At 66.0% G+C, this 17,227-nt stretch carries 18 protein-coding genes; 9 read left to right on the top strand and 9 right to left on the bottom strand.

The features are described from left to right. Window positions 1-21 precede the first annotated feature (21 nt). Window positions 22-813, top strand: coding sequence for a hypothetical protein (locus ACV959_RS10945; RefSeq protein ID WP_475736641.1), 792 nt, complete (start codon window positions 22-24; stop codon window positions 811-813). On the opposite strand, the gene ACV959_RS10940 is transcribed toward ACV959_RS10945, so the two are convergent. Both ACV959_RS10940 and ACV959_RS10935 read right to left on the bottom strand, forming a co-directional pair. Further along, window positions 807-1,154, bottom strand: coding sequence for a septal ring lytic transglycosylase RlpA family protein (locus tag ACV959_RS10940; RefSeq protein ID WP_475736640.1), 348 nt, complete (start codon window positions 1,152-1,154; stop codon window positions 807-809). The genes ACV959_RS10945 and ACV959_RS10940 overlap by 7 nt on opposite strands. Before the next feature lie 172 nt (window positions 1,155-1,326). Then, window positions 1,327-1,638 (bottom strand): hypothetical protein, encoded by a 312-nt coding sequence (locus ACV959_RS10935; RefSeq protein WP_475736639.1) that lies wholly within the window; start codon window positions 1,636-1,638, stop codon window positions 1,327-1,329. On the opposite strand from ACV959_RS10935, the gene ACV959_RS10930 reads away from it, so the two are divergent. Beyond that, window positions 1,619-2,137, top strand: coding sequence for a hypothetical protein (locus ACV959_RS10930; RefSeq protein ID WP_475736638.1), 519 nt, complete (start codon window positions 1,619-1,621; stop codon window positions 2,135-2,137). The two genes, ACV959_RS10935 and ACV959_RS10930, sit on opposite strands and share 20 nt — an antisense overlap. Before the next feature lie 65 nt (window positions 2,138-2,202). Here ACV959_RS10930 and ACV959_RS10925 read toward each other — a convergent pair whose 3' ends face one another. Next, window positions 2,203-2,778, bottom strand: a complete 576-nt coding sequence (locus ACV959_RS10925; RefSeq protein WP_475736637.1) for a hypothetical protein — start codon at window positions 2,776-2,778, stop codon at window positions 2,203-2,205. A gap of 256 nt (window positions 2,779-3,034) precedes the next feature. Here ACV959_RS10925 and ACV959_RS10920 point away from each other — a divergent pair, with 256 nt between their 5' ends. Beyond that, on the top strand, window positions 3,035-4,195 hold the full coding sequence (locus tag ACV959_RS10920; protein WP_475736636.1) for an AAA family ATPase: 1,161 nt from the start codon (window positions 3,035-3,037) through the stop codon (window positions 4,193-4,195). A gap of 238 nt (window positions 4,196-4,433) precedes the next feature. Here ACV959_RS10920 and ACV959_RS10915 read toward each other — a convergent pair whose 3' ends face one another. Next, window positions 4,434-8,066 carry a vitamin B12-dependent ribonucleotide reductase gene (locus ACV959_RS10915; protein ID WP_475736635.1) on the bottom strand — a complete coding sequence of 1,211 codons (3,633 nt, stop codon included), beginning with the start codon at window positions 8,064-8,066 and terminating at the stop codon, window positions 4,434-4,436. Window positions 8,067-8,476: 410 nt separating this feature from the next. Then, on the bottom strand, window positions 8,477-9,031 hold the full coding sequence (locus ACV959_RS10910; RefSeq protein ID WP_475736634.1) for a hypothetical protein: 555 nt from the start codon (window positions 9,029-9,031) through the stop codon (window positions 8,477-8,479). Window positions 9,032-9,158: 127 nt separating this feature from the next. Here ACV959_RS10910 and olsB point away from each other — a divergent pair, with 127 nt between their 5' ends. Continuing rightward, the gene (gene olsB / locus ACV959_RS10905; protein ID WP_475736633.1) at window positions 9,159-10,046 is read left to right on the top strand and encodes a l-ornithine N(alpha)-acyltransferase; all 888 of its coding nucleotides are present in this window, start codon (window positions 9,159-9,161) and stop codon (window positions 10,044-10,046) included. Here olsB and ACV959_RS10900 read toward each other — a convergent pair. After that, complete coding sequence (locus ACV959_RS10900) at window positions 10,018-10,776, bottom strand: lysophospholipid acyltransferase family protein (protein ID WP_475736632.1); 759 nt, start codon at window positions 10,774-10,776, stop codon at window positions 10,018-10,020. The two genes, olsB and ACV959_RS10900, sit on opposite strands and share 29 nt — an antisense overlap. Before the next feature lie 209 nt (window positions 10,777-10,985). On the opposite strand from ACV959_RS10900, the gene ACV959_RS10895 reads away from it, so the two are divergent. The 5 genes from ACV959_RS10895 (at window position 10,986) to ACV959_RS10875 (ending at window position 14,516) form a co-directional block, all read left to right on the top strand. Further along, entirely contained in the window at window positions 10,986-11,534 is a 549-nt protein-coding gene (locus tag ACV959_RS10895; protein WP_475736631.1) for an SRPBCC family protein, read from the top strand. Window positions 11,535-11,569: 35 nt separating this feature from the next. Next, entirely contained in the window at window positions 11,570-12,160 is a 591-nt protein-coding gene (locus tag ACV959_RS10890; protein WP_475736630.1) for an SRPBCC family protein, read from the top strand. A 5-nt stretch (window positions 12,161-12,165) separates the two neighbouring features. After that, the gene (locus ACV959_RS10885) at window positions 12,166-13,155 is read left to right on the top strand and encodes a YncE family protein (RefSeq protein ID WP_475739648.1); all 990 of its coding nucleotides are present in this window, start codon (window positions 12,166-12,168) and stop codon (window positions 13,153-13,155) included. A 104-nt stretch (window positions 13,156-13,259) separates the two neighbouring features. Further along, complete coding sequence (locus tag ACV959_RS10880; RefSeq protein WP_475736629.1) at window positions 13,260-13,667, top strand: NADH:ubiquinone oxidoreductase subunit NDUFA12; 408 nt, start codon at window positions 13,260-13,262, stop codon at window positions 13,665-13,667. Window positions 13,668-13,754: 87 nt separating this feature from the next. Then, window positions 13,755-14,516 (top strand): DUF2155 domain-containing protein, encoded by a 762-nt coding sequence (locus ACV959_RS10875; RefSeq protein WP_475736628.1) that lies wholly within the window; start codon window positions 13,755-13,757, stop codon window positions 14,514-14,516. Here the strand turns inward: ACV959_RS10875 and aat are convergent, their stop codons facing one another. The 3 genes from aat to accB are packed head-to-tail and all read right to left on the bottom strand — an operon-like array spanning window position 14,517 to window position 17,213. Beyond that, entirely contained in the window at window positions 14,517-15,185 is a 669-nt protein-coding gene (gene aat / locus ACV959_RS10870; RefSeq protein WP_475736627.1) for a leucyl/phenylalanyl-tRNA--protein transferase, read from the bottom strand. Window positions 15,186-15,245: 60 nt separating this feature from the next. Next, the gene (gene accC, locus ACV959_RS10865) at window positions 15,246-16,604 is read right to left on the bottom strand and encodes an acetyl-CoA carboxylase biotin carboxylase subunit (protein ID WP_475736626.1); all 1,359 of its coding nucleotides are present in this window, start codon (window positions 16,602-16,604) and stop codon (window positions 15,246-15,248) included. A gap of 9 nt (window positions 16,605-16,613) precedes the next feature. Further along, window positions 16,614-17,213: an acetyl-CoA carboxylase biotin carboxyl carrier protein gene (gene accB / locus ACV959_RS10860; RefSeq protein ID WP_475736625.1), complete on the bottom strand. Its 600-nt coding sequence runs from the start codon at window positions 17,211-17,213 to the stop codon at window positions 16,614-16,616. Window positions 17,214-17,227 lie beyond the last annotated feature (14 nt).

Below are 17,227 nucleotides of genomic sequence, written 5' to 3'. Positions count from 1 at the left end.
TGGTTTTGCGCGCCTTTTTCCGTGCTGGCGGGCGCCTGGCTCTATCCCGAGGGGAAGGGACAGGCGATTGTCACGACTACTTTCGCCGACGCCAGCAACGCCTATGATGCGCAGGGCCGGCTCATCAAGACGCCGTCCTATCGCAAGTTCGAGACGAAGATCTATGTCGAGCACGGCGTCGCCGACTGGCTCAATTTCGTGGGCGAAGCCGGTTATTTCGACTTTCACGGCGCGGCCGTTCCGACGGATCATCTCAATCTTCTGATCGAGGAAGCGAAGGCGGGCCTGCCGCTTTCCGTCGCGGGGCCGCCTGGGCCGAAATATGCCGGTCTCGGGATCGGCGCCGCGGGCGCGCGCATGCGGCTTTTCGCATATTGCGACTATGTCTTCTCCCTCGAGGCGAGCGTTCGAGCGGCCTCGAAGGAGGCGCGGCGGTTTCTCGACATGCGCGACGCGGCGCAACTCGACGTCCGTCTTCTCATGGGGCGTCCCTTCGCCCTTTTCGGCATGTCCGGCTTTCTCGACGCACAGCTCGGCTTTCGCTCGCGCGGACAGAACGGCGACGAAGTGCGTGCGGATTGCACCGCGGGCCTACGCCCCATGGACCGGCTGATGGTCATGGCGCAAAGCTTCTCGGCTTTTGCGCCGAGGGGCGGCATGGCGACATTTGTCGCCGCGCAGAAATTTCAGCTGAGCGCCGTCTATGACGTGACGCCCGCGATCTCCGTGCAGATCGGCGGGGTGACCGCGCTCAGCGGCGTCAATTCGCCGGCCGAGCGCGGCGCGATCACCGCGCTGTGGTGGCGTTACTGAGCCTCGGCCACGGAGACCGGCTCGACCTTAACCTGCGCGACGCCAGCGGAACGGAAGCCGAGCGCATCGGCGGCATGGGCGGAAACGTCGATCACGCGGCCGCCGGTGAAGGGTCCGCGATCATTGATCGTCACGACGATCGAGCGATTGTTCTTCAGATTGGTGACGCGCACTTTCGCGCCGAAGGGCAGGGTTCGATGCGCCGCCGTAAAGGCGCCGACATGGCCGCCGCTCGCGGTGCGGCCGCCGAGATTGTAGTACGAGGCCTTTCCGACCCAGGCGGCGTCAGCCGCGAAGCTCGAGGAAAGAAGGATGGCGGCTCCAATCAACAATTTTTTCAACAGCACTCTCCTGACGGCGTGCGCAACAGGCGCACGCTTTCCGCACGCCGTGGTTTCAGCGACGGCGCGGCTCCCGATTAGGCGGCGGCGCGGGCAAAATAAAGGCATGAAAAATGCTGCAATGGCTCACATCTGATGCGTTCAGCGGCGCTGGCGCAGCGTCTTGTCTTTTTCATGCGGTTTCTGATTTTCGTACAAGTGGAGGCGTTGAAAGAAATTTATTTTGTTCGTCGTAACGACTGTGAACCAAACTGTTGCATGAATGCGACACATGGCGTTTTTTATCTAAGGAAAAGGCTGAACCACAGATTTCTATTTTAATGCGAATGGCGGCCGGAAACCCCGCAGGGTCTTCGCCTTGAAGTGCGCCCCTTGCGGCGGCATCTATTTTTGTTGCGGGAGGGGCGGCGGAACGCGCGCCCGCGCGGTTCTGCGGTTCAGCGCCCTTCAGCAGGGAGGCGGATATGGCGATCCAGAAACTCAAGATTACGACCGCGGCGCTCGCGACGGCGCTTCTGGCGTCGGCGGGCATGGCCGAGGCTCAGACGCTTGGAGGCGGCGGGTTTCATGGAGGCGGATTCGGCGGCGGCTTCCACGGCGGCGGCTTCCGCGGAGGCGGTTTTGGCGGCGGCTGGCATGGCGGCGGCTTCGGCGGCGGGGGCTGGCATGGCGGCGTGGTCGCCGGCGGGCCGCGCACCATCTGGGGCGGCGGCTGGGGGCACCGGCCCTGGGGCTGGGGCGGCGGCGGTTGGGGTCATCGGCCCTGGGGATATCGCCCCGTTGGCTGGGGGTATCGGGGGTGGGGATGGCGCCGCCCCTGGCGCGGCTATTATTGGGGCGCCGGCTGGCCGGTTTACGGCGCGGCGTGGGGTTCCGGCTGCTATCGCCCCCACTGGGTGTGGACCGCTTTCGGCTGGCAGCGCCAGTGGGTCAATGTTTGTGGCGGCTGGGGATACGACAATGGTTGGGGCTGGGGCTGGTAAGACCCCAGCGCTTGCCGCGTGAAGCGGTCGCCCTCCCCGTTGCGCTGGGGGAGGGCGACGCCTCGTCAGGCGGCGGCCGTATGCGCGTGGACGTCGCGGCCGCCGTTCCTGCGCATGATGGCGATGGCGGTCTTCTCTTTTGCGTCGTCCCAGACGCGCGCCCAGAGCAAGAGCCCGCCGTGCTGCATCTGGTCCTTGAGCCAGGCGGCCTCGCGCGCGCCGACGATCTGGGCGAGCGTTGCGCCAATGAGGCCGCCGCCGCCGCCCGCGACGATGGCCGCCGCAATGGCCGCGCCGAGCGCGCCGCCCGCCGCCATCACGGCCCCTGCGCCGCCGATCGCGCCGATATACATCAGGGCTCCGATTAGCCCGGCCTTTGCCTGATTGCGCGCTTCGGGGTCGATGTATTCGCTGCGCGGCGCGGCGGGATTGTCCTCCAGCGCTTCCGCCGGCACGCGATCGGCGCCGAGTTTCTCCCGCACGGTCGCCTCGTCCGCGAGGAGGCTGATCGTGGATTGGTCGAAGCCGTCGGTCAGCAGATCGTCGATGGCGGACTGAAGCGCGTCGAGATTGTCGAACACGGCGACAACTTCGCGCACTTCGCCGCGCTGTTCGGGGGTGAGGGGTTGTTGCGTCTCCATGGCCGTTCCTCCGCGAGCGCGAGACGCGCCGGGCGGCCCCGGCTAACCGCGCTCTGATTATTATAAAGGGGGCGGGGACATTGGGCCGGCAAGGCGGGTTCGACGGGAATTTTAGAGAGTCTGCGCGGCGTGGGCGCGCCCGACGCGCGCAAGCCTTGCGGCGCCGGCGCGCCGTTCTCATCTGTTGAGGCTGTGACGCCGGGGCGTTCCCGGCGTATCCGCGACGGTGCGCCGGACGCGGGGACGAAGGGCGCTCATGACCATTCTCGACGCCGCATTTTCGGCGCTCGCCTCCAACCAGCTTCTCGCCGGCGGCGTCGGCACGCTCGCCTTCGGCACGGCGATGTATGTCCTGCGAACGGTTCCCGAGACGGTTTTCGGCCTCGTCGAGCGAACCTTGTGGACGAAGGTCTTCGTCGAAAGTCTCTCCAATGAATACGGCGACGTCGACGCCTTCATAGAAGGCCGGCGGCTCGACTTCTTCAGCCGGTCGCTGGAGATCAAGGACGGCGCGCTGAAAACTGGCTTCGGCGGCGGCTGGGGCGTTTATGAAGGAATTCTCTTCAAATATTCCAAGACGCGCTCCACGCAGCAGATCACGCCGTTTGAGACGATCGCTGTCTCCTTCCTGACTCGCGACCGCGCCGTGGTCGAGCGCTTCCTGCGGGACTGCCGGCCCGAGGAGCACAGAAACTCGATCTATGTCTCGCTTTACGGCGCCGGCGGAAGCGACGGCGGCATGCGGCGGCGCAAGCGCGGGCTCGAGACGGTTTTCGTCGATCAGGCGATCAAGGATCGGCTTGTCGCGCGCTTCAACTGGTTTCTGGGCGCGCAGGAGTGGCATGCGTCGCGCGGCATTCCCTGGAAGCTCGGCGTCGCGCTCCACGGCCCGCCCGGCACAGGCAAGACGAGCCTCATCCACGCGCTCGCCTCGGACTTCGATTTCGACATCAAATATGTGAAATCGCTGCATGGCCTCGGCGCGGCCTTCAAGTCCGGGACGGCGAAAGATCTGTTCGTCATCGAAGACATCGACACGATCGCGAACGGCCTCGACCGCGGAACGAAAGCGAAGGAAGACGACGCCGCGCGCGCCGCGCCGCTGCATGAAATCCTGAATTCGATGGACGGCATGCAGACGCCGGATGGGCTGAAATTCATCGTGACGACGAACCATCTCGACCGCCTCGACCCCGCCATCGTGCGGCCGGGGCGGATCGACGAGGTGATCGAGGTCGGGCCGCTCTCGCTCGACAGCGCCCGGGCGATGTTTAAGGCCTTTTACGGACGCGATGGAATCGAGGATTACGCGCCGCGCACGGGGGCGGAGTTGCAGCGGATGTTTTCGACCATGAGCGCGGAGGCGGCGGAGGCCGAGTTGGGGCGCGGGGCGGAGAGGGTGCGGGCGGTGGCGTGACTCATCACTGGAGACGGCCCCTTGCCCTTCGAGACGCCTGTTTTGCAGGCTCCTCAGGGTGAGGGGCCTTACGTGCGCATGCGCGTTTATGGAGAATGCCTCTAGCAGCGCCAACAAGCGATCCTCGTCCTGAGGAGCCCCCAGAGGGCGCGTCTCGAACGAGGAGGAATGCGCGGGCGATCATTGGCGACGCCATCGCAGGAAATAGCCCCGCCGTAGCGGTTGAGAGATTACGTCCTCAGCTGCACCCCGTCGTTGACCCACACGTCTCGCACTTCAGACACGTCCCGTTCCGCACCAAGGTAAAATTCGCGCACTCCGGGCACGCCTCGCCGACATAGCCCTTCATCCGCGCTTCGGCGCGTTTCTCGGCGACGCCTTGCACGGTCTTGGTGGGCTCGGTCCAGCCGAGCGTCGAGAGGGGCTCGACGGCTTCTTCGCGCGTCACTTCCGGCGTCTCGCGCAGAGCGACGGCGCCGCCGTTGACGACCATCAGCTTGTCGGTCTTGGAACGCAACAGGCCGCGCGAGACGATGTTTTCCGGCGCCTTGCCTTCGTGCTCGCCCTTGCCGAGCACGGTGTGGCCGATGTCCTCTGGCGACACATGCGCGAGGTCGTGGCGGCCGAGATAGGAGACCGCGAGTTCACGGAACACATAGTCGAGGATCGACGTCGCATTCTTGATCGCGTCATTGCCCTGCACCGGACCCGCGGGCTCGAAGCGGGTGAAGGTGAAAGCGTCGACATATTCCTCGAGCGGCACGCCATATTGCAGGCCGAGCGAGATGGCGATGGCGAAATTGTTCATCAAGCTGCGGAAGGCCGCGCCTTCCTTGTGCATGTCGATGAAGATTTCGCCGAGGCGCCCGTCGGCGTATTCGCCCGTGCGCAGATAGACCTTGTGGCCGCCGACCGCCGCCTTCTGCGTATAGCCCTTGCGGCGATCCGGCAACTTCTCGCGCTCGCGAACCAGCTGATGAACGACGCGCTCGACGACGCGCTCCGCGACATGCGCCGCGCGAGCCGGCATGTTCTGGGCGACGACTTCCTCCACCGCTTCCGCGGCGTCGATGTCGTCGTCGCCCTGAATGAGCTGCGCCGACAGCGGCTGCGATAGCTTGGAGCCGTCGCGATAGAGCGCGTTCGCCTTCAGCGCGAGGCGCCAGGAGAGCAGATAGGCCTGCTCGCAATCCTCGACCGTCGCCTCGTTCGGCATGTTGATGGTCTTGGAGATCGCGCCCGAAATGAAGGGCTGCGCCGCCGCCATCATGCGAATGTGCGACTCGACCGAAAGATAGCGCTTGCCTGTGCGGCCGCAGGGATTGGCGCAGTCGAACACGGGATAATGTTCCGCCTTCAGGAAAGGCGCGCCCTCCAGCGTCATGGCGCCGCAGGCGTGAATATTGGCCGCCTCGATCTCCTGCCTGGAAAAGCCGAGATGCGTCAGCAGATCGAAATTCTTGTCCTCGAGCTGCTCGGGGCTCACCTTCAATGCGCTCGCCAGGAAATCCCGCCCGAGCGTCCATTTGTTGAAGACGAATTTGATGTCGAAGGCCGAAGGCAAGGCGGCCTCGATCGCCGCGATCTTCTCGTCCGTGAAGCCCTTGGCGCGCAGCGTGGCGGTATTGATCCCCGGCGCCTGCGCGAGCGAGCCGTGGCCGACCGCGTAGGCCTCGATCTCCGCGATCTCGCTCTCGCGATAGCCGAGCGCCCGCAACGCCTCCGGCACGGCGCGGTTGACGATCTTAAGATAGCCGCCGCCCGCGAGCTTCTTGAACTTCACGAGCGCGAAGTCGGGCTCGATGCCGGTTGTGTCGCAATCCATCACGAGGCCGATCGTGCCCGTGGGCGCCACGACGGTGACCTGCGCATTGCGATAGCCATAGAGTTCGCCCTGCGCCAGCGCCTTGTCCCAGGCGGCGGCCGCGCGCGCCATCAGCTGCGGATCGGGGCAGGCGGCGTAGTCGAGCGGAACGGGCGGCGTATGCAGACCCTCGTAGCCCGTGCGCTCTCCATGCGCGGCGCGGCGATGGTTGCGGATGACGCGCAGCATGGACTCCCGATTTTCCATGAAGCGCGCGAACGGGCCGCGCTCCTTCGCCATCTCGGCGGAAGTCGCGTAGCACACGCCCGTCATGATCGCGGACAGAGCGCCGGCGATCGCGCGTCCGGCCTCGCTGTCATAAGGGACGCCCGAAGACATCAGCAGGCCGCCGACATTCGCGTAGCCGAGGCCGAGCGTGCGGTATTCATAGGAAAGCTGCGCGATTTCCTTCGACGGGAACTGCGCCATCAGCACAGAGATTTCCAGCACGACAGTCCACAGCCGCACCGCGTGCTCATAAGAATCGACGTCGATCTTTTTCGTTGCCGGATCGCGGAACTGCAACAGGTTCAACGAGGCGAGGTTACAGGCCGTATCGTCGAGGAACATATATTCCGAACACGGATTGGAGGCGCGGATCTCGCCGCCCGCCGGGCAGGTGTGCCAGTCGTTGATTGTCGTGTGGAACTGAATGCCGGGATCGGCCGAGGCCCAGGCGGCGTAACCGATTTTCTCCCACAGGTCGCGCGCCTTGACGGTCTTCGCCGTCTTGCCGTCGAGGCGCTTGATGAGATTCCAGTCGCCGTCCGTTTCGACCGCGTTCAGGAAGGCGTCCGTCACGCGCACCGAATTGTTCGAGTTCTGGCCGGAGACGGTGAGATAGGCCTCGCTGTCCCAGTCCGTGTCGTAGGTGTCGAACTGAATGTCCTTGTAGCCCTGCTTGGCGAACTGGATGACGCGCTTGATATAGTTGTCCGGCACTTCGTCGCGCCGCGCGGCTTTGATCTCGCGCTTGAGAGCGGGATTCTTTTCCGGATTGAAGCAGTCGTCCCCCGGACCCTCGCAGTTCATGCAGGCGCGCATGATCGCCTTGAGGCGCCTCTTGACGATCTTCGAGCCCGTGACGAGCGCCGCGACCTTCTCTTCCTCCTTCACCTTCCAGTCGATGAAGGCTTCGACGTCGGGGTGGTCGATGTCGACGACGACCATCTTCGCGGCGCGGCGCGTCGTGCCGCCGGATTTGATCGCGCCCGCCGCGCGGTCGCCGATCTTGAGGAAGGACATCAGACCCGAGGAGGAGCCGCCTCCCGAGAGCTTCTCCTTTTCGCCGCGCAGTTTCGAGAAGTTCGTGCCTGTGCCGGAGCCGTATTTGAAGAGGCGCGCCTCGCGCACCCAGAGATCCATGATGCCGCCGTCGTTGACGAGGTCGTCCTCGATCGACTGAATGAAACAGGCGTGCGGCTGCGGATGCTCATAGGCCGACTTCGACTTCACCATCTTGCCGTTGGCGTAGTCGACGTAGAAATGACCCTGGCTCGGCCCGTCGACGCCATAGGCCCAGTGCAGGCCGGTGTTGAACCATTGCGGCGAATTGGGCGCCGCCATCTGCATGGCGAGCATGTAGCGCAATTCGTCCATGAAGGCCTGCGCGTCTTCCTCCGCGTCGAAATAGCCGCCCTTCCAGCCCCAATAGGCCCAGGCGCCGGCGAGGCGGTCGAAGACCTGCTTGGCGGAGATTTCCGAGCCGGTGCGCTGATCCTTCGGCAGCTCCGAGAGCGCCTCCGCATCGGCGACCGAGCGCCACAGGAAAGAGGGGATCGAGTTTTCCTCGACCTTCTTCAGGCGCGCGGGCACGCCGGCTTTGCGGAAATATTTCTGCGCGAGCACGTCGCAGGCCACCTGGCTCCATTGGGCCGGAACCTCGATATTCTCGAGCGAAAACACCACCGATCCGTCGGGATTGCGGATCTCGCTCTTCGTCGTGCGGAACTCGATAGACGCGTAAGGAGACTCGCCCGCCGTGGTGTAACGCCGCTCGATTTTCATGCCCTTCAATCTCCTTTAGGCGCAAGCCAACGCTCGCGCACGGCCGCTCGCCGGCCAAGCGACGCAGAGGTTCGCCGATCCGAACTCGAAAGAGGCGCGCCAGGCGTCTTCGAACAGAAGGGTCGCGCGGCGCCGCCGGATACGAGGATTACGCTCAAGCAAAATGACGCCTCTGGCCGGCTTGCGCCGGAGACGGCGCGACCTCGGGGAGAATGTCCGCCGCCGCGTCATGATCTTGTAGCTCCACACTGCGCGAGTCTGAAGAGATCGTCAAGATATTGTGTCGGATATTAACAGGCGGACAATATGTGGAGAAAATAGTGAATATTGGGGACAATTCCAGTCCCTCGCGGCGAGGAGGCTCGACGAAAAGGCGAGATTCGGCAAGCCGGCTTTTGCGGCGCCGCGGCCTATTTGCACGCCGCCTCTGGAGCCGGGCGCAGAAGGAAGGCGCGATTCGCCGCGTTGTCAGGGTCGAGATAGAGATAGGCGCCGCTTTCCGGGCCAGGCAGTTCGAGTCGCTCGCGGACGGTCAAAAGCAGGCCCTCGGGGGTTTGCGCGAGCCGGAAGGAGCCGGGCTCGGCGAGCGCGATTCGGCAGTTCCGCACGCCATCCTCCCGCGTTTGGCAAATGGGCTTTTTCTCGTCGGAGCCCGCGGCGTTGCAGACGAGCGAGGCGCCTTCCTCGTGGCAGGTGCCGATCGTGGTGAACGCGGTCTCGCCCGACCACAGCGCGAGCAGCGCATCTGCGACGACCGGCTCCGTCTCGCCCGGGGTTTCCGGCACGGCGGTCCTGACGACGGAGACCTGCGCGCGCCCCACGAGTTGGCCCGGCCGCGTCTTCAATTCGGCGGCGTCGTAAACCCGCATGTAACAACCGGCGAGGGGAGGGGCGCCGGCCGAGGCCGGAGCGGCGGCGAGCGCGCAGACGCAGGACAGCAGAAACGGATTCGGGCGCAAGGCCATTCATTCCTCCGGACGAAGAGGCGCGGAAACTAGAGCGCCACGCCCGCGGCGTCACCTGCGCCGCGTCACAAAAGCTTTGTCGATTCGTGATCATTGGTCCTCGACCAGCGCGAGGAGAGAGACGCGGATGTGGACGACCAGCGCGGACCTTGGCCGAACGATCGCCGCCCTTGCGAACCTCCAGCCGCCGCCGAATAAAGCCGAACTCGACGAAACGCTCGGCCGGCTCGGCGCGCTCGAGGCGCGGCTCGCGCGCGGCAAAAAGGAAATCCGCGCGGCGCAGCGCCTGCGCTTTCAGGTCTTTTACAAGGAAGGCGGCGCGATTCCCGACGCGAAGACAGCCTTCACGCGCCGAGACTCGGACCGGTTCGACAAATATTGCGACCATCTCGTCGTCATCGACCATGCCTGGAAAAACAAGCGCGGCAAGACGAAGCCGAAGATCGTCGGCGCGTATCGCCTGCTGCGCGGCGACATGGCGGCGCGGGCGGGCGGCTTCTATTCAGCGGGCGAATACGACATCGCGCCGCTGCTCGCACGCCATCCGGGCAAGCGCATTCTCGAACTCGGGCGCTCTTGCGTGCTGGAGTCGCATCGCAGCAAGCGCACGATCGAGCTTTTGTGGCGGGGGCTCCTCGCCTATGTGCGCGCGCATCGCATCGACGTGATGATCGGCTGCGCGAGTTTCCCCGGCGTGAGTCCGGCCGCTCATGCGGAGGCGCTGAGTTATCTCGCCTATTACGCCGGCGCGGAAGGGCAGTGGAAAGTGCGGGCGCGCGGCGATCTCTATCTGCCGATGGCGATGGTCCCGAAAGAGGCGCTCGACGCCAAAAAGGCGCGCGACGCCTTGTCGCCGCTCGTCAAGGGCTATCTCCGGCTCGGCGCGCGCTTTGGCGACGGCGCGGTGGTCGACATCAAGTTCAACACGACGGACGTCTTCGTCGTCATGCCGGTCGCGGAAATCGGCGCGCGCTATATCGACTACTTCAGCGGCGCGGAGCGGCGCGCGGCGTAAGCGCCGTCAACATCTCGCACACTCGCGCGTGCGTCTCCGTGGCCAGCGTCTTGCGATCCTTGCCCGCGGGCGCGATCGCGTCTCCGAAAGCGATGCGGCAACACACGCCGCCGCGCTTCATCAAGCTCCAAAGATGCGGCAGGAAAGTCATGTCGCCATACCATCCGACGTCGACCGCCCGTTCTCCGTCCGAATAAAGAATGGCGGCGGGCGCGATCGCGACGTCGTCGCCATGCTGCGCGACCGCTTCGAAATGCGCGGGCTTGAAAGGCAGGACTGTCGCGCCGTCGCTCGACGTGCCTTCCGCGAAGATGACGACGTCGCGGCCCTGGCGCAGGGCGCGGCTCAAGGCGGCGTTGACGCGCGGAATGTCCGCGCGCGCGCCGCGCGTCACGAAGACCGTGCCCTGCAATCTGGCCAGAAAGCCGAGGACGGGCCAGCGCGCAACTTCGCTCTTGGCAAGGAAGACGAAGGGATAGAGGCTCGCGAGCGCGACGATGTCCGTCCAGGACACATGGTTCGCGACGACGATCCGCGGAGCGGCGCCGGGCAGGGCGCCGATCGGCGCCACATCGATGCCGATGATGCGGCGCATGACGCGGCAGAAGCCGGTCTGGATGTCGTGCTGGATCGCCCATCCGCGCCGCCGCGCGAGCGCCTGCACGGGAACGACGAAGACGAACGCCGCCGCCATTGCGGCGACGAAGAGAAGCGCGCGGAGATAGGGCATGGCGCGCTGATGGCGCGGTTGTGAGACGGGTGTGTGACAGCCTGCGGGCGTCACAGGCGTTTTCGGCGCCGCATCCTTTTCCTTGCGGGCGCGAGCGTCGGACCGCCGGCCATTCGGCGCGCCCGGCCTTGACGCCGCCGCATCGGGCGCCCTTATGTGCGGGGCCGCCCGAGAAGCGGCCAAGGAGAGGTTCCCCAGGAGAAATTCCCATGTCCTTTGTGATTGCGCGCCGCGCCGTGGTCGTTGCGGCCCTGTCGCTCGTTTCCGTCGGGCTCGCGTCGGCGCCGGCCCTGGCGCACGGCCCCTCGCGCCAGAAGGTCGTCGAGAAGGTCGAGATCAACGCCCCGGCCGACAAGGTCTGGGCGGTCGTCGGCAATTTTCAGGACATGAGCTGGCATCCGGCCGTCGCCAAGACGGAAGGGACGGGCGGCAACGAAAAGGGCGCCAAGCGCAAGCTGACGCTCAAGAACGGCGGCGTGATCGAGGAGTCGATCGAGGCCTATGACGCCGGTAAGTCAATCAAATACCGGATCGACAATGTCGACGTGAAGGTTCTGCCGGTGAACAACTACGCCGCGACGATTTCGGTCAAGGACGCGGGCGGCAAGACGGAAGTCGAATGGAAGGGGGCTTTCTATCGCGGCTTCATGAACAACGACCCGCCGCCGGAACTCTCCGACGAGGCCGCCGTCAAGGCCGTCACGGACGTCTACAAGACTGGTCTCGACGCGCTGAAGGCGAAGCTCGAGGGCAAGTAAAGCCGGGGCGAGAGGGGCCGCCGGGAGGATCGGACATGTCCAGCCTGACGCGCCGCGCCGCGCTTGCCGCGCTGGCGGCGCTCGCCCCCCTGGCCCGAGGGGCTGTCGCGGCCGATGCGGAGTCCCCGGTTCCGGGTCCGGATTCCTGGGCCGCGCATGGCGCGGCCCCGCTCAAATCCGTCGAAACCATCGTCATCGACGCGCCGCCCGAAAAAGTCTGGGCGGTGGCGAGCGATTTCGCCAATTACGACTGGCTCCCCGGCGTCGCGCGCGTGGAAGCGCGCGGCGGAAATTCGCCCGAGCAGGCGAAGCGCAGGCTCGTGATGGCCGACGGCGGCGCGGTCGAGGAGACGCTCGTGCGATGGGACGCGGAGCGCATGACCCTCGCCTGGCATCGCGACCGCGACGACGTGAAGCGCCTGCCCGCCATCAATTACATGACCCATGTGACGGTGAAGCCCGGCGACGGCGGCCGGACGCTCGCGGAATGGAAAGGCCGCTTCTATCGCGGCCATCCCTTCAACGATCCGCCGCCCGGCCTCGACGACGACACGGCCCTCGCCGCGGTGACAAAGCTGCATCGGGCGAATCTCGCCGCGCTCAAGGCGCGGGTGGAGGGGAGGTGAAGGTCGTGGTTTCGGCGCACGGAGGGCGCGGGTTTTGCCGCCGCGCCATTTTGGCCGCCGTGGCGTCCTTCGCGGCTGCGCTCCTCGCCTGCGCCGCGCCGGCCCGCGCCGACGAAGCCTTCGTGACGGCGCAGGGGGCTGACGCGCTCGACGTGATCGACGTCGCGACGATGGCCCCGCTCGCCCGTTTGCCGATCGGCGGCAAGCCGGCCGGGATCGCCGTGAGCCGCGACGGCGCCCGCGCCTATGTCACCAGCCCGGAAGGCAGGTTTCTGACGGTCGTCGACGCGAAGGCGCGAAAGATCGTGCGGCGGATCGACATTCAGGGCGGGCCGCTCGGCGTCGCGGTCGCCCCGGACGGCCGCCGAGTCTATGTCGCCGACCTGTATGGTCGTCGTTTGGTCGAGATCGATCCCGAAAAGGGCGAGACGCGCAGCGTCGGAGTCGGCGCGATGGCCTCGGGCGTGGCCGTGACGCCCGACGGCGGGACCATCCTCGTCGCCGACCGCGACGACAACGCCGTCTCGGTCATCGACGCCGCGAGCTTCGAACGCCGCGCGGTCATTCCTGTGGGCAGGCATCCCTTCGGCGTCACGATCGACGCCGACGGCGCGCGCGCCTATACGGCGAATGTCGAATCGGACGACGCCAGCGTCATCGACATCGCCGCCGGAAAGGTCGTAGCCGTGCTCAAGACACAGAGCCGACCCTATACGGTCGCGCTCGCCTCCGGCCGCGTGTTCGTCGCCAACCAGCACGCCGACAGCGTCAGCGTCTTCGACGCCTCGACGCTTGCGCCGGTAGCTGTCGTAAAGGTCGGGGAATATCCGGAAGGGATCGCAGCGAGCGCCGACGGCGCGCGGATTTACGTCACGAGCTGGTTCTCCAACGAACTGTGGGCCATCGACGCGAAAACGCTCGCTGTCGCCGGCAAGGCGGAGACCGGCGACGGGCCGAGAGCCTTCGGCGCCTTCGTCGCCGCCACGCGAGACTAGACACCGCCGCATTGCGACGCCATAAGAGACGCGACGACGCCGACGGGCGTGCGCCGGGATCGGGAGATCTGGCGGCGCGTCGCGAGCAAGAGGCCGAAGACCGCATGTCCTACATTGTCCGATTCTTCACCTGGTGGAACAAGGCGACGCTCTCGACGGGCTTGTGGACGCTGCTCTATGGCGAGCGCGTGGGGACCGACGAATTCGGCAACGTCTATTACCGCCGCCGCGGGGGCAAGAAGGACAAAGCCCTCGGGATCGAGCGCCGGTGGGTGATTTTCAACGGCTATTGCGAAGGTTCAGCGGTTCCGCAAGGCTGGTACGGCTGGCTTCATCACACGGTCGACACGCCGCCCACGCAGGAGAGCTATGTCCGCAAGGAATGGGAGCTGCCGCATCAGCCGAACATGACCGGCACGCCGCTCGCCTATCGCCCGCCGGGATCGCAGCTCTCGACCGGTCAGCGCGCGCCTTCGGGCGGCGACTATGTCGCCTGGCGGCCAGAAGGCTGACGCCGGCTCTCCTTGGAAACGCCTTTCTTTCCTGTTTTCAAATTGGTTGCGTTTTCCTCTGGCCGCCTCGCGCGGCGCGGTGACCCGATGAAAGCATCCCTACGCTATGGCGCCGCGATCGGCGCCTTTGTGGCCGCGTTTTTCGGCGTAGCCGCCGCCGAACCCATTCGCCATCCCACGGCTGTCTTCGCCGGGCTCGACAAGACGACCGGCCGGATCATCAATTTCGACGTCGCGATCGACGAAACGGTGCAGTTCGGCACGCTGAACGTCACGCCGCGCGTGTGCAACACGCGGCCGCAGACGGAGACGCCGCAGACGACGGCCTTTGTAGAGGTCGACGAGATCGTGACGAAGCAGGAGCGCCAGGCGAAGCTCGAATTGCAGGCGAAGGCCGACGCCAAGCCGGAAGGCAAGCAGGAGGCCAAACGCATTTTCTCCGGCTGGATGTTCGCCGCGAGCCCGGGCCTCCATGGCGTCGAGCACCCCGTCTATGACGTGTGGCTGGTCGACTGCAAGGGCGGCAAGGAAGAAGTCGCGCCGGCCGCTTCGGCGGAACAGACGGCGACGCCTTCCGACGCCGCCGCCGCTCCGGCCCCGGAGACTGGCAAGAAGAAGAAATCGCGCAAGGTCGAACCCAAGGCGCCCGCGCCGGTGGAGAACGCGCCGATCGGACCGGCCGATTCGGCGCCGCCCCAGCCGTCCGCGGAGTCTCCCGCGCCGGACGCCATGACGGGCGAAGCCCCTGCGGAACAGCCAGCGCCGCGCAAGAAGAAGAAAAAGCCGCGCGCCGAGGCCCCCGCGGCGACGCCCGTGGAGCCGACGGGAAGTCCGCTTCTGCCGTTCTGATCAGTCGTCGAGCGCCGCCAGCGCCTGGCGGCCGCTCACCGGCGCTTCGGGCTTCCAGACGTAAAAATCGGCTCTGGCGGACAGCGCATCCTCGAGCGCGCGATGATACGCGTCGCGCGAAATTTCGATCGCCCCGAGAGAAGCGAGATGCGACGTCATGAATTGCGTGTCGAGGAGCTGGTAGCCGCCGGCCCGCAGCCGGGCGACGAGATGCGTCAGCGCGACTTTCGAGGCGTCGCGCTCCCGGTGAAACATGCTCTCGCCGAAAAAGGCGCCGCGCATGGCGACCCCGTAAAGGCCGCCGACGAGCCGTCCCTCGCGCCGGCACTCGACCGTATGGGCGAAGCCCATGTCGAAGAGTTCGCGGTAGAGCTTGCGGATCTCGCTGTTGATCCAGGTCTTCTCACGATCCAGGGCCGGCGCGGCGCAACCCTCGATCACGGCGTCGAAATCGCGGTCGACCACGACCTCGAACTTGTCCGAGCGCACCGTCTTGGCCAGCGAGCGCGAGACGATGAAAGTGTCGAGCGGAAAAATCGCGCGCTTGTCGGGATCGACCCAAAAGAGCTGGTCGTCCTCGGCGCTCTCCGCCATGGGAAAGAGGCCGATGGAGTAAGCGCGCAGCAGAAGTTGCGGCGTGATGGCGTAGGACGCGCCGGGCTTGGACATGGCGACAGGATAGCGCCGAATTCGACAAATTGAAGCGGGCGCCATTCTTTTCCTTCCGCCTCAGAACCCTGGCTCGATCCCGCCCGTCGCCAGGAAGTGCTCCAGCCAGTGGATGTCGTAAATGCCGTTCTGCACGTCCGAGTTGCGCACCAGCGTGCGGAACAGCGGCAGGGTGGTGTCGATGCCGTCGACGATGAATTCGTCGAGCGAGCGGCGCAGGCGCATCAACGCCTCGGTGCGGTTGCGGCCGTGGACAATCAGCTTGCCGATGAGCGAGTCGTAGTTCGGCGGGATGGCGTAGCCCTGGTAAACCGCAGAATCGACGCGCACGCCCACGCCGCCCGGCGGGTGATAATAGGCGATGCGGCCGGGCGAGGGACGGAAGCTCGAGGGATGCTCGGCGTTCACGCGGCATTCGATGGCGTGGCCGTAGAAATGAACCTCCTCCTGCTTCATCGACAGCGGCGAACCGGCCGCGACGCGAATCTGCTCGCAAACGAGATCGACGCCCGTGATCGATTCCGTCACCGGATGCTCGACCTGAATGCGGGTGTTCATTTCGATGAAATAGAACTCGCCGTTTTCGTAGAGGAATTCGATCGTGCCCGCGCCGGAGTATTGCAGCTCGCGCATCGCCCGCGCGCAGGTTTCGCCGATCTCGCGGCGCTGCGCGTCGTTCAGGGCGGGGGAGGGGCTCTCCTCGAACACCTTCTGGTGCCGGCGCTGAAGCGAACAGTCGCGTTCGCCCAGATGGATCGCTTCCCCGCGGCCGTCTCCGAAAACCTGGATCTCGATGTGGCGCGGCTTTTCGAGATATTTCTCGATATAGACCGTATCGTCGCCGAAGGCCGCCTTGGCTTCGGTGCGCGCGGTCGCAATGGCGATGGCGAGATCATGCGCGTCGCGGGCGACCTTCATGCCGCGGCCGCCGCCTCCGGAGGCCGCCTTCACCAGCACGGGGAAGCCGATCTTCTGCGCGACTTTGAGCGCTTCCTTCTCGGAGAGGATCGGGCCGTCCGAGCCCGGCACGCAGGGGATGCCGAGCCGCTTGGCGGTCGCCTTGGCCTCGATCTTGTCGCCCATCAGACGGATGTGCTCCGACTTCGGGCCAATGAAGGTGATGTTGTGTTCCTCGAGGATTTCGGCGAAACGGGCGTTCTCCGAGAGAAAGCCGTAGCCCGGATGCACCGCGTCCGCGCCGGTGATTTCGCAGGCCGAGAGCAGCGAGGGGATGTTGAGATAGGAATCGCGCGCGGCCGGCGGCCCGATGCAGACCGACTCGTCGGCCAGCTTGACGTGCATGGCGTCAGCGTCGGCGGTCGAGTGCACGGCGACGGTCGCGATGCCGAGCTCCTTCGCGGCGCGGAGAATGCGCAGCGCGATTTCGCCGCGGTTGGCGATGAGGATTTTATCGAACATTCGCGAACCTTATTCGATCACGAGGAGAGGTTCGCCATATTCGACCGGCTGTCCGTCCTCAACCATGATGGCGGTCACGACGCCCGACTTCGGCGCGACGATGTCGTTGAAGGTCTTCATCGCTTCGATGAGCAGCAGCTTGTCGCCGGCCGACACGCGCGCGCCGATCTCGACAAAGGGCTTGGCGTCTGGATTGGGGCGAAGATAGGCCGTGCCGACCATCGGCGATTTCACCGCGCCGGGGTGGTCGGCGAGCGATTCCTCGACGACGGGGGCCGGGGCGGGCTTCGGAGCTGCGGCGGGCGCCGTGGCGGGCGCGGCGGCGACGGGGGCGGGCGCATAGGCCTGCGGAGCGGGCGGCGCGGCGATCGTCACGGTCGCCGGCACGGAGACCGGAGCCGGCATGCGGGCGGCGCGAATGCGCAGATCGCCCTTTTCGACCTCAAATTCGGTCAGGTCGCTCGCGGCGACGAGCTCGGCGATGGTGCGCAGCAGCGCCGGGTCGATCAGCGGCGACGGTGCTGCCGGCGCGAGCCGGGCGGCGGCGGGAGCGGCGGCCGGTTTGCGGCCGCGCGCGGCTTTCGAAGGCGTTTGAGCTTTGCGCGCCATGTTTCCCAGGTCTT

It is taken from the genome of Methylocystis sp. Se48 (assembly GCF_056269425.1).
The sequence above is the reverse complement of the archived record's forward strand: the minus strand, read 5'-3'. Positions and strand labels throughout refer to the sequence as shown.

Excerpts from the sequence above, each read along its gene's own strand:
- ACV959_RS10875 (WP_475736628.1), top strand. The coding sequence starts at position 13,755 with ATGAAAGCATCCCTACGCTATGGCGCCGCGATCGGCGCCTTTGTGGCC.
- ACV959_RS10895 (WP_475736631.1), top strand. The coding sequence starts at position 10,986 with ATGTCCTTTGTGATTGCGCGCCGCGCCGTGGTCGTTGCGGCCCTGTCG.
- ACV959_RS10880 (WP_475736629.1), top strand. The coding sequence starts at position 13,260 with ATGTCCTACATTGTCCGATTCTTCACCTGGTGGAACAAGGCGACGCTC.
- ACV959_RS10920 (WP_475736636.1), top strand. The coding sequence starts at position 3,035 with ATGACCATTCTCGACGCCGCATTTTCGGCGCTCGCCTCCAACCAGCTT.
- ACV959_RS10925 (WP_475736637.1), bottom strand. The coding sequence starts at position 2,778 with ATGGAGACGCAACAACCCCTCACCCCCGAACAGCGCGGCGAAGTGCGC.
- ACV959_RS10900 (WP_475736632.1), bottom strand. The coding sequence starts at position 10,776 with ATGCCCTATCTCCGCGCGCTTCTCTTCGTCGCCGCAATGGCGGCGGCG.
- ACV959_RS10930 (WP_475736638.1), top strand. The coding sequence starts at position 1,619 with ATGGCGATCCAGAAACTCAAGATTACGACCGCGGCGCTCGCGACGGCG.
- ACV959_RS10910 (WP_475736634.1), bottom strand. The coding sequence starts at position 9,031 with ATGGCCTTGCGCCCGAATCCGTTTCTGCTGTCCTGCGTCTGCGCGCTC.
- olsB (WP_475736633.1), top strand. The coding sequence starts at position 9,159 with ATGTGGACGACCAGCGCGGACCTTGGCCGAACGATCGCCGCCCTTGCG.
- accB (WP_475736625.1), bottom strand. The coding sequence starts at position 17,213 with ATGGCGCGCAAAGCTCAAACGCCTTCGAAAGCCGCGCGCGGCCGCAAA.
- ACV959_RS10915 (WP_475736635.1), bottom strand. The coding sequence starts at position 8,066 with ATGAAAATCGAGCGGCGTTACACCACGGCGGGCGAGTCTCCTTACGCG.
- aat (WP_475736627.1), bottom strand. The coding sequence starts at position 15,185 with ATGTCCAAGCCCGGCGCGTCCTACGCCATCACGCCGCAACTTCTGCTG.
- accC (WP_475736626.1), bottom strand. The coding sequence starts at position 16,604 with ATGTTCGATAAAATCCTCATCGCCAACCGCGGCGAAATCGCGCTGCGC.
- ACV959_RS10890 (WP_475736630.1), top strand. The coding sequence starts at position 11,570 with ATGTCCAGCCTGACGCGCCGCGCCGCGCTTGCCGCGCTGGCGGCGCTC.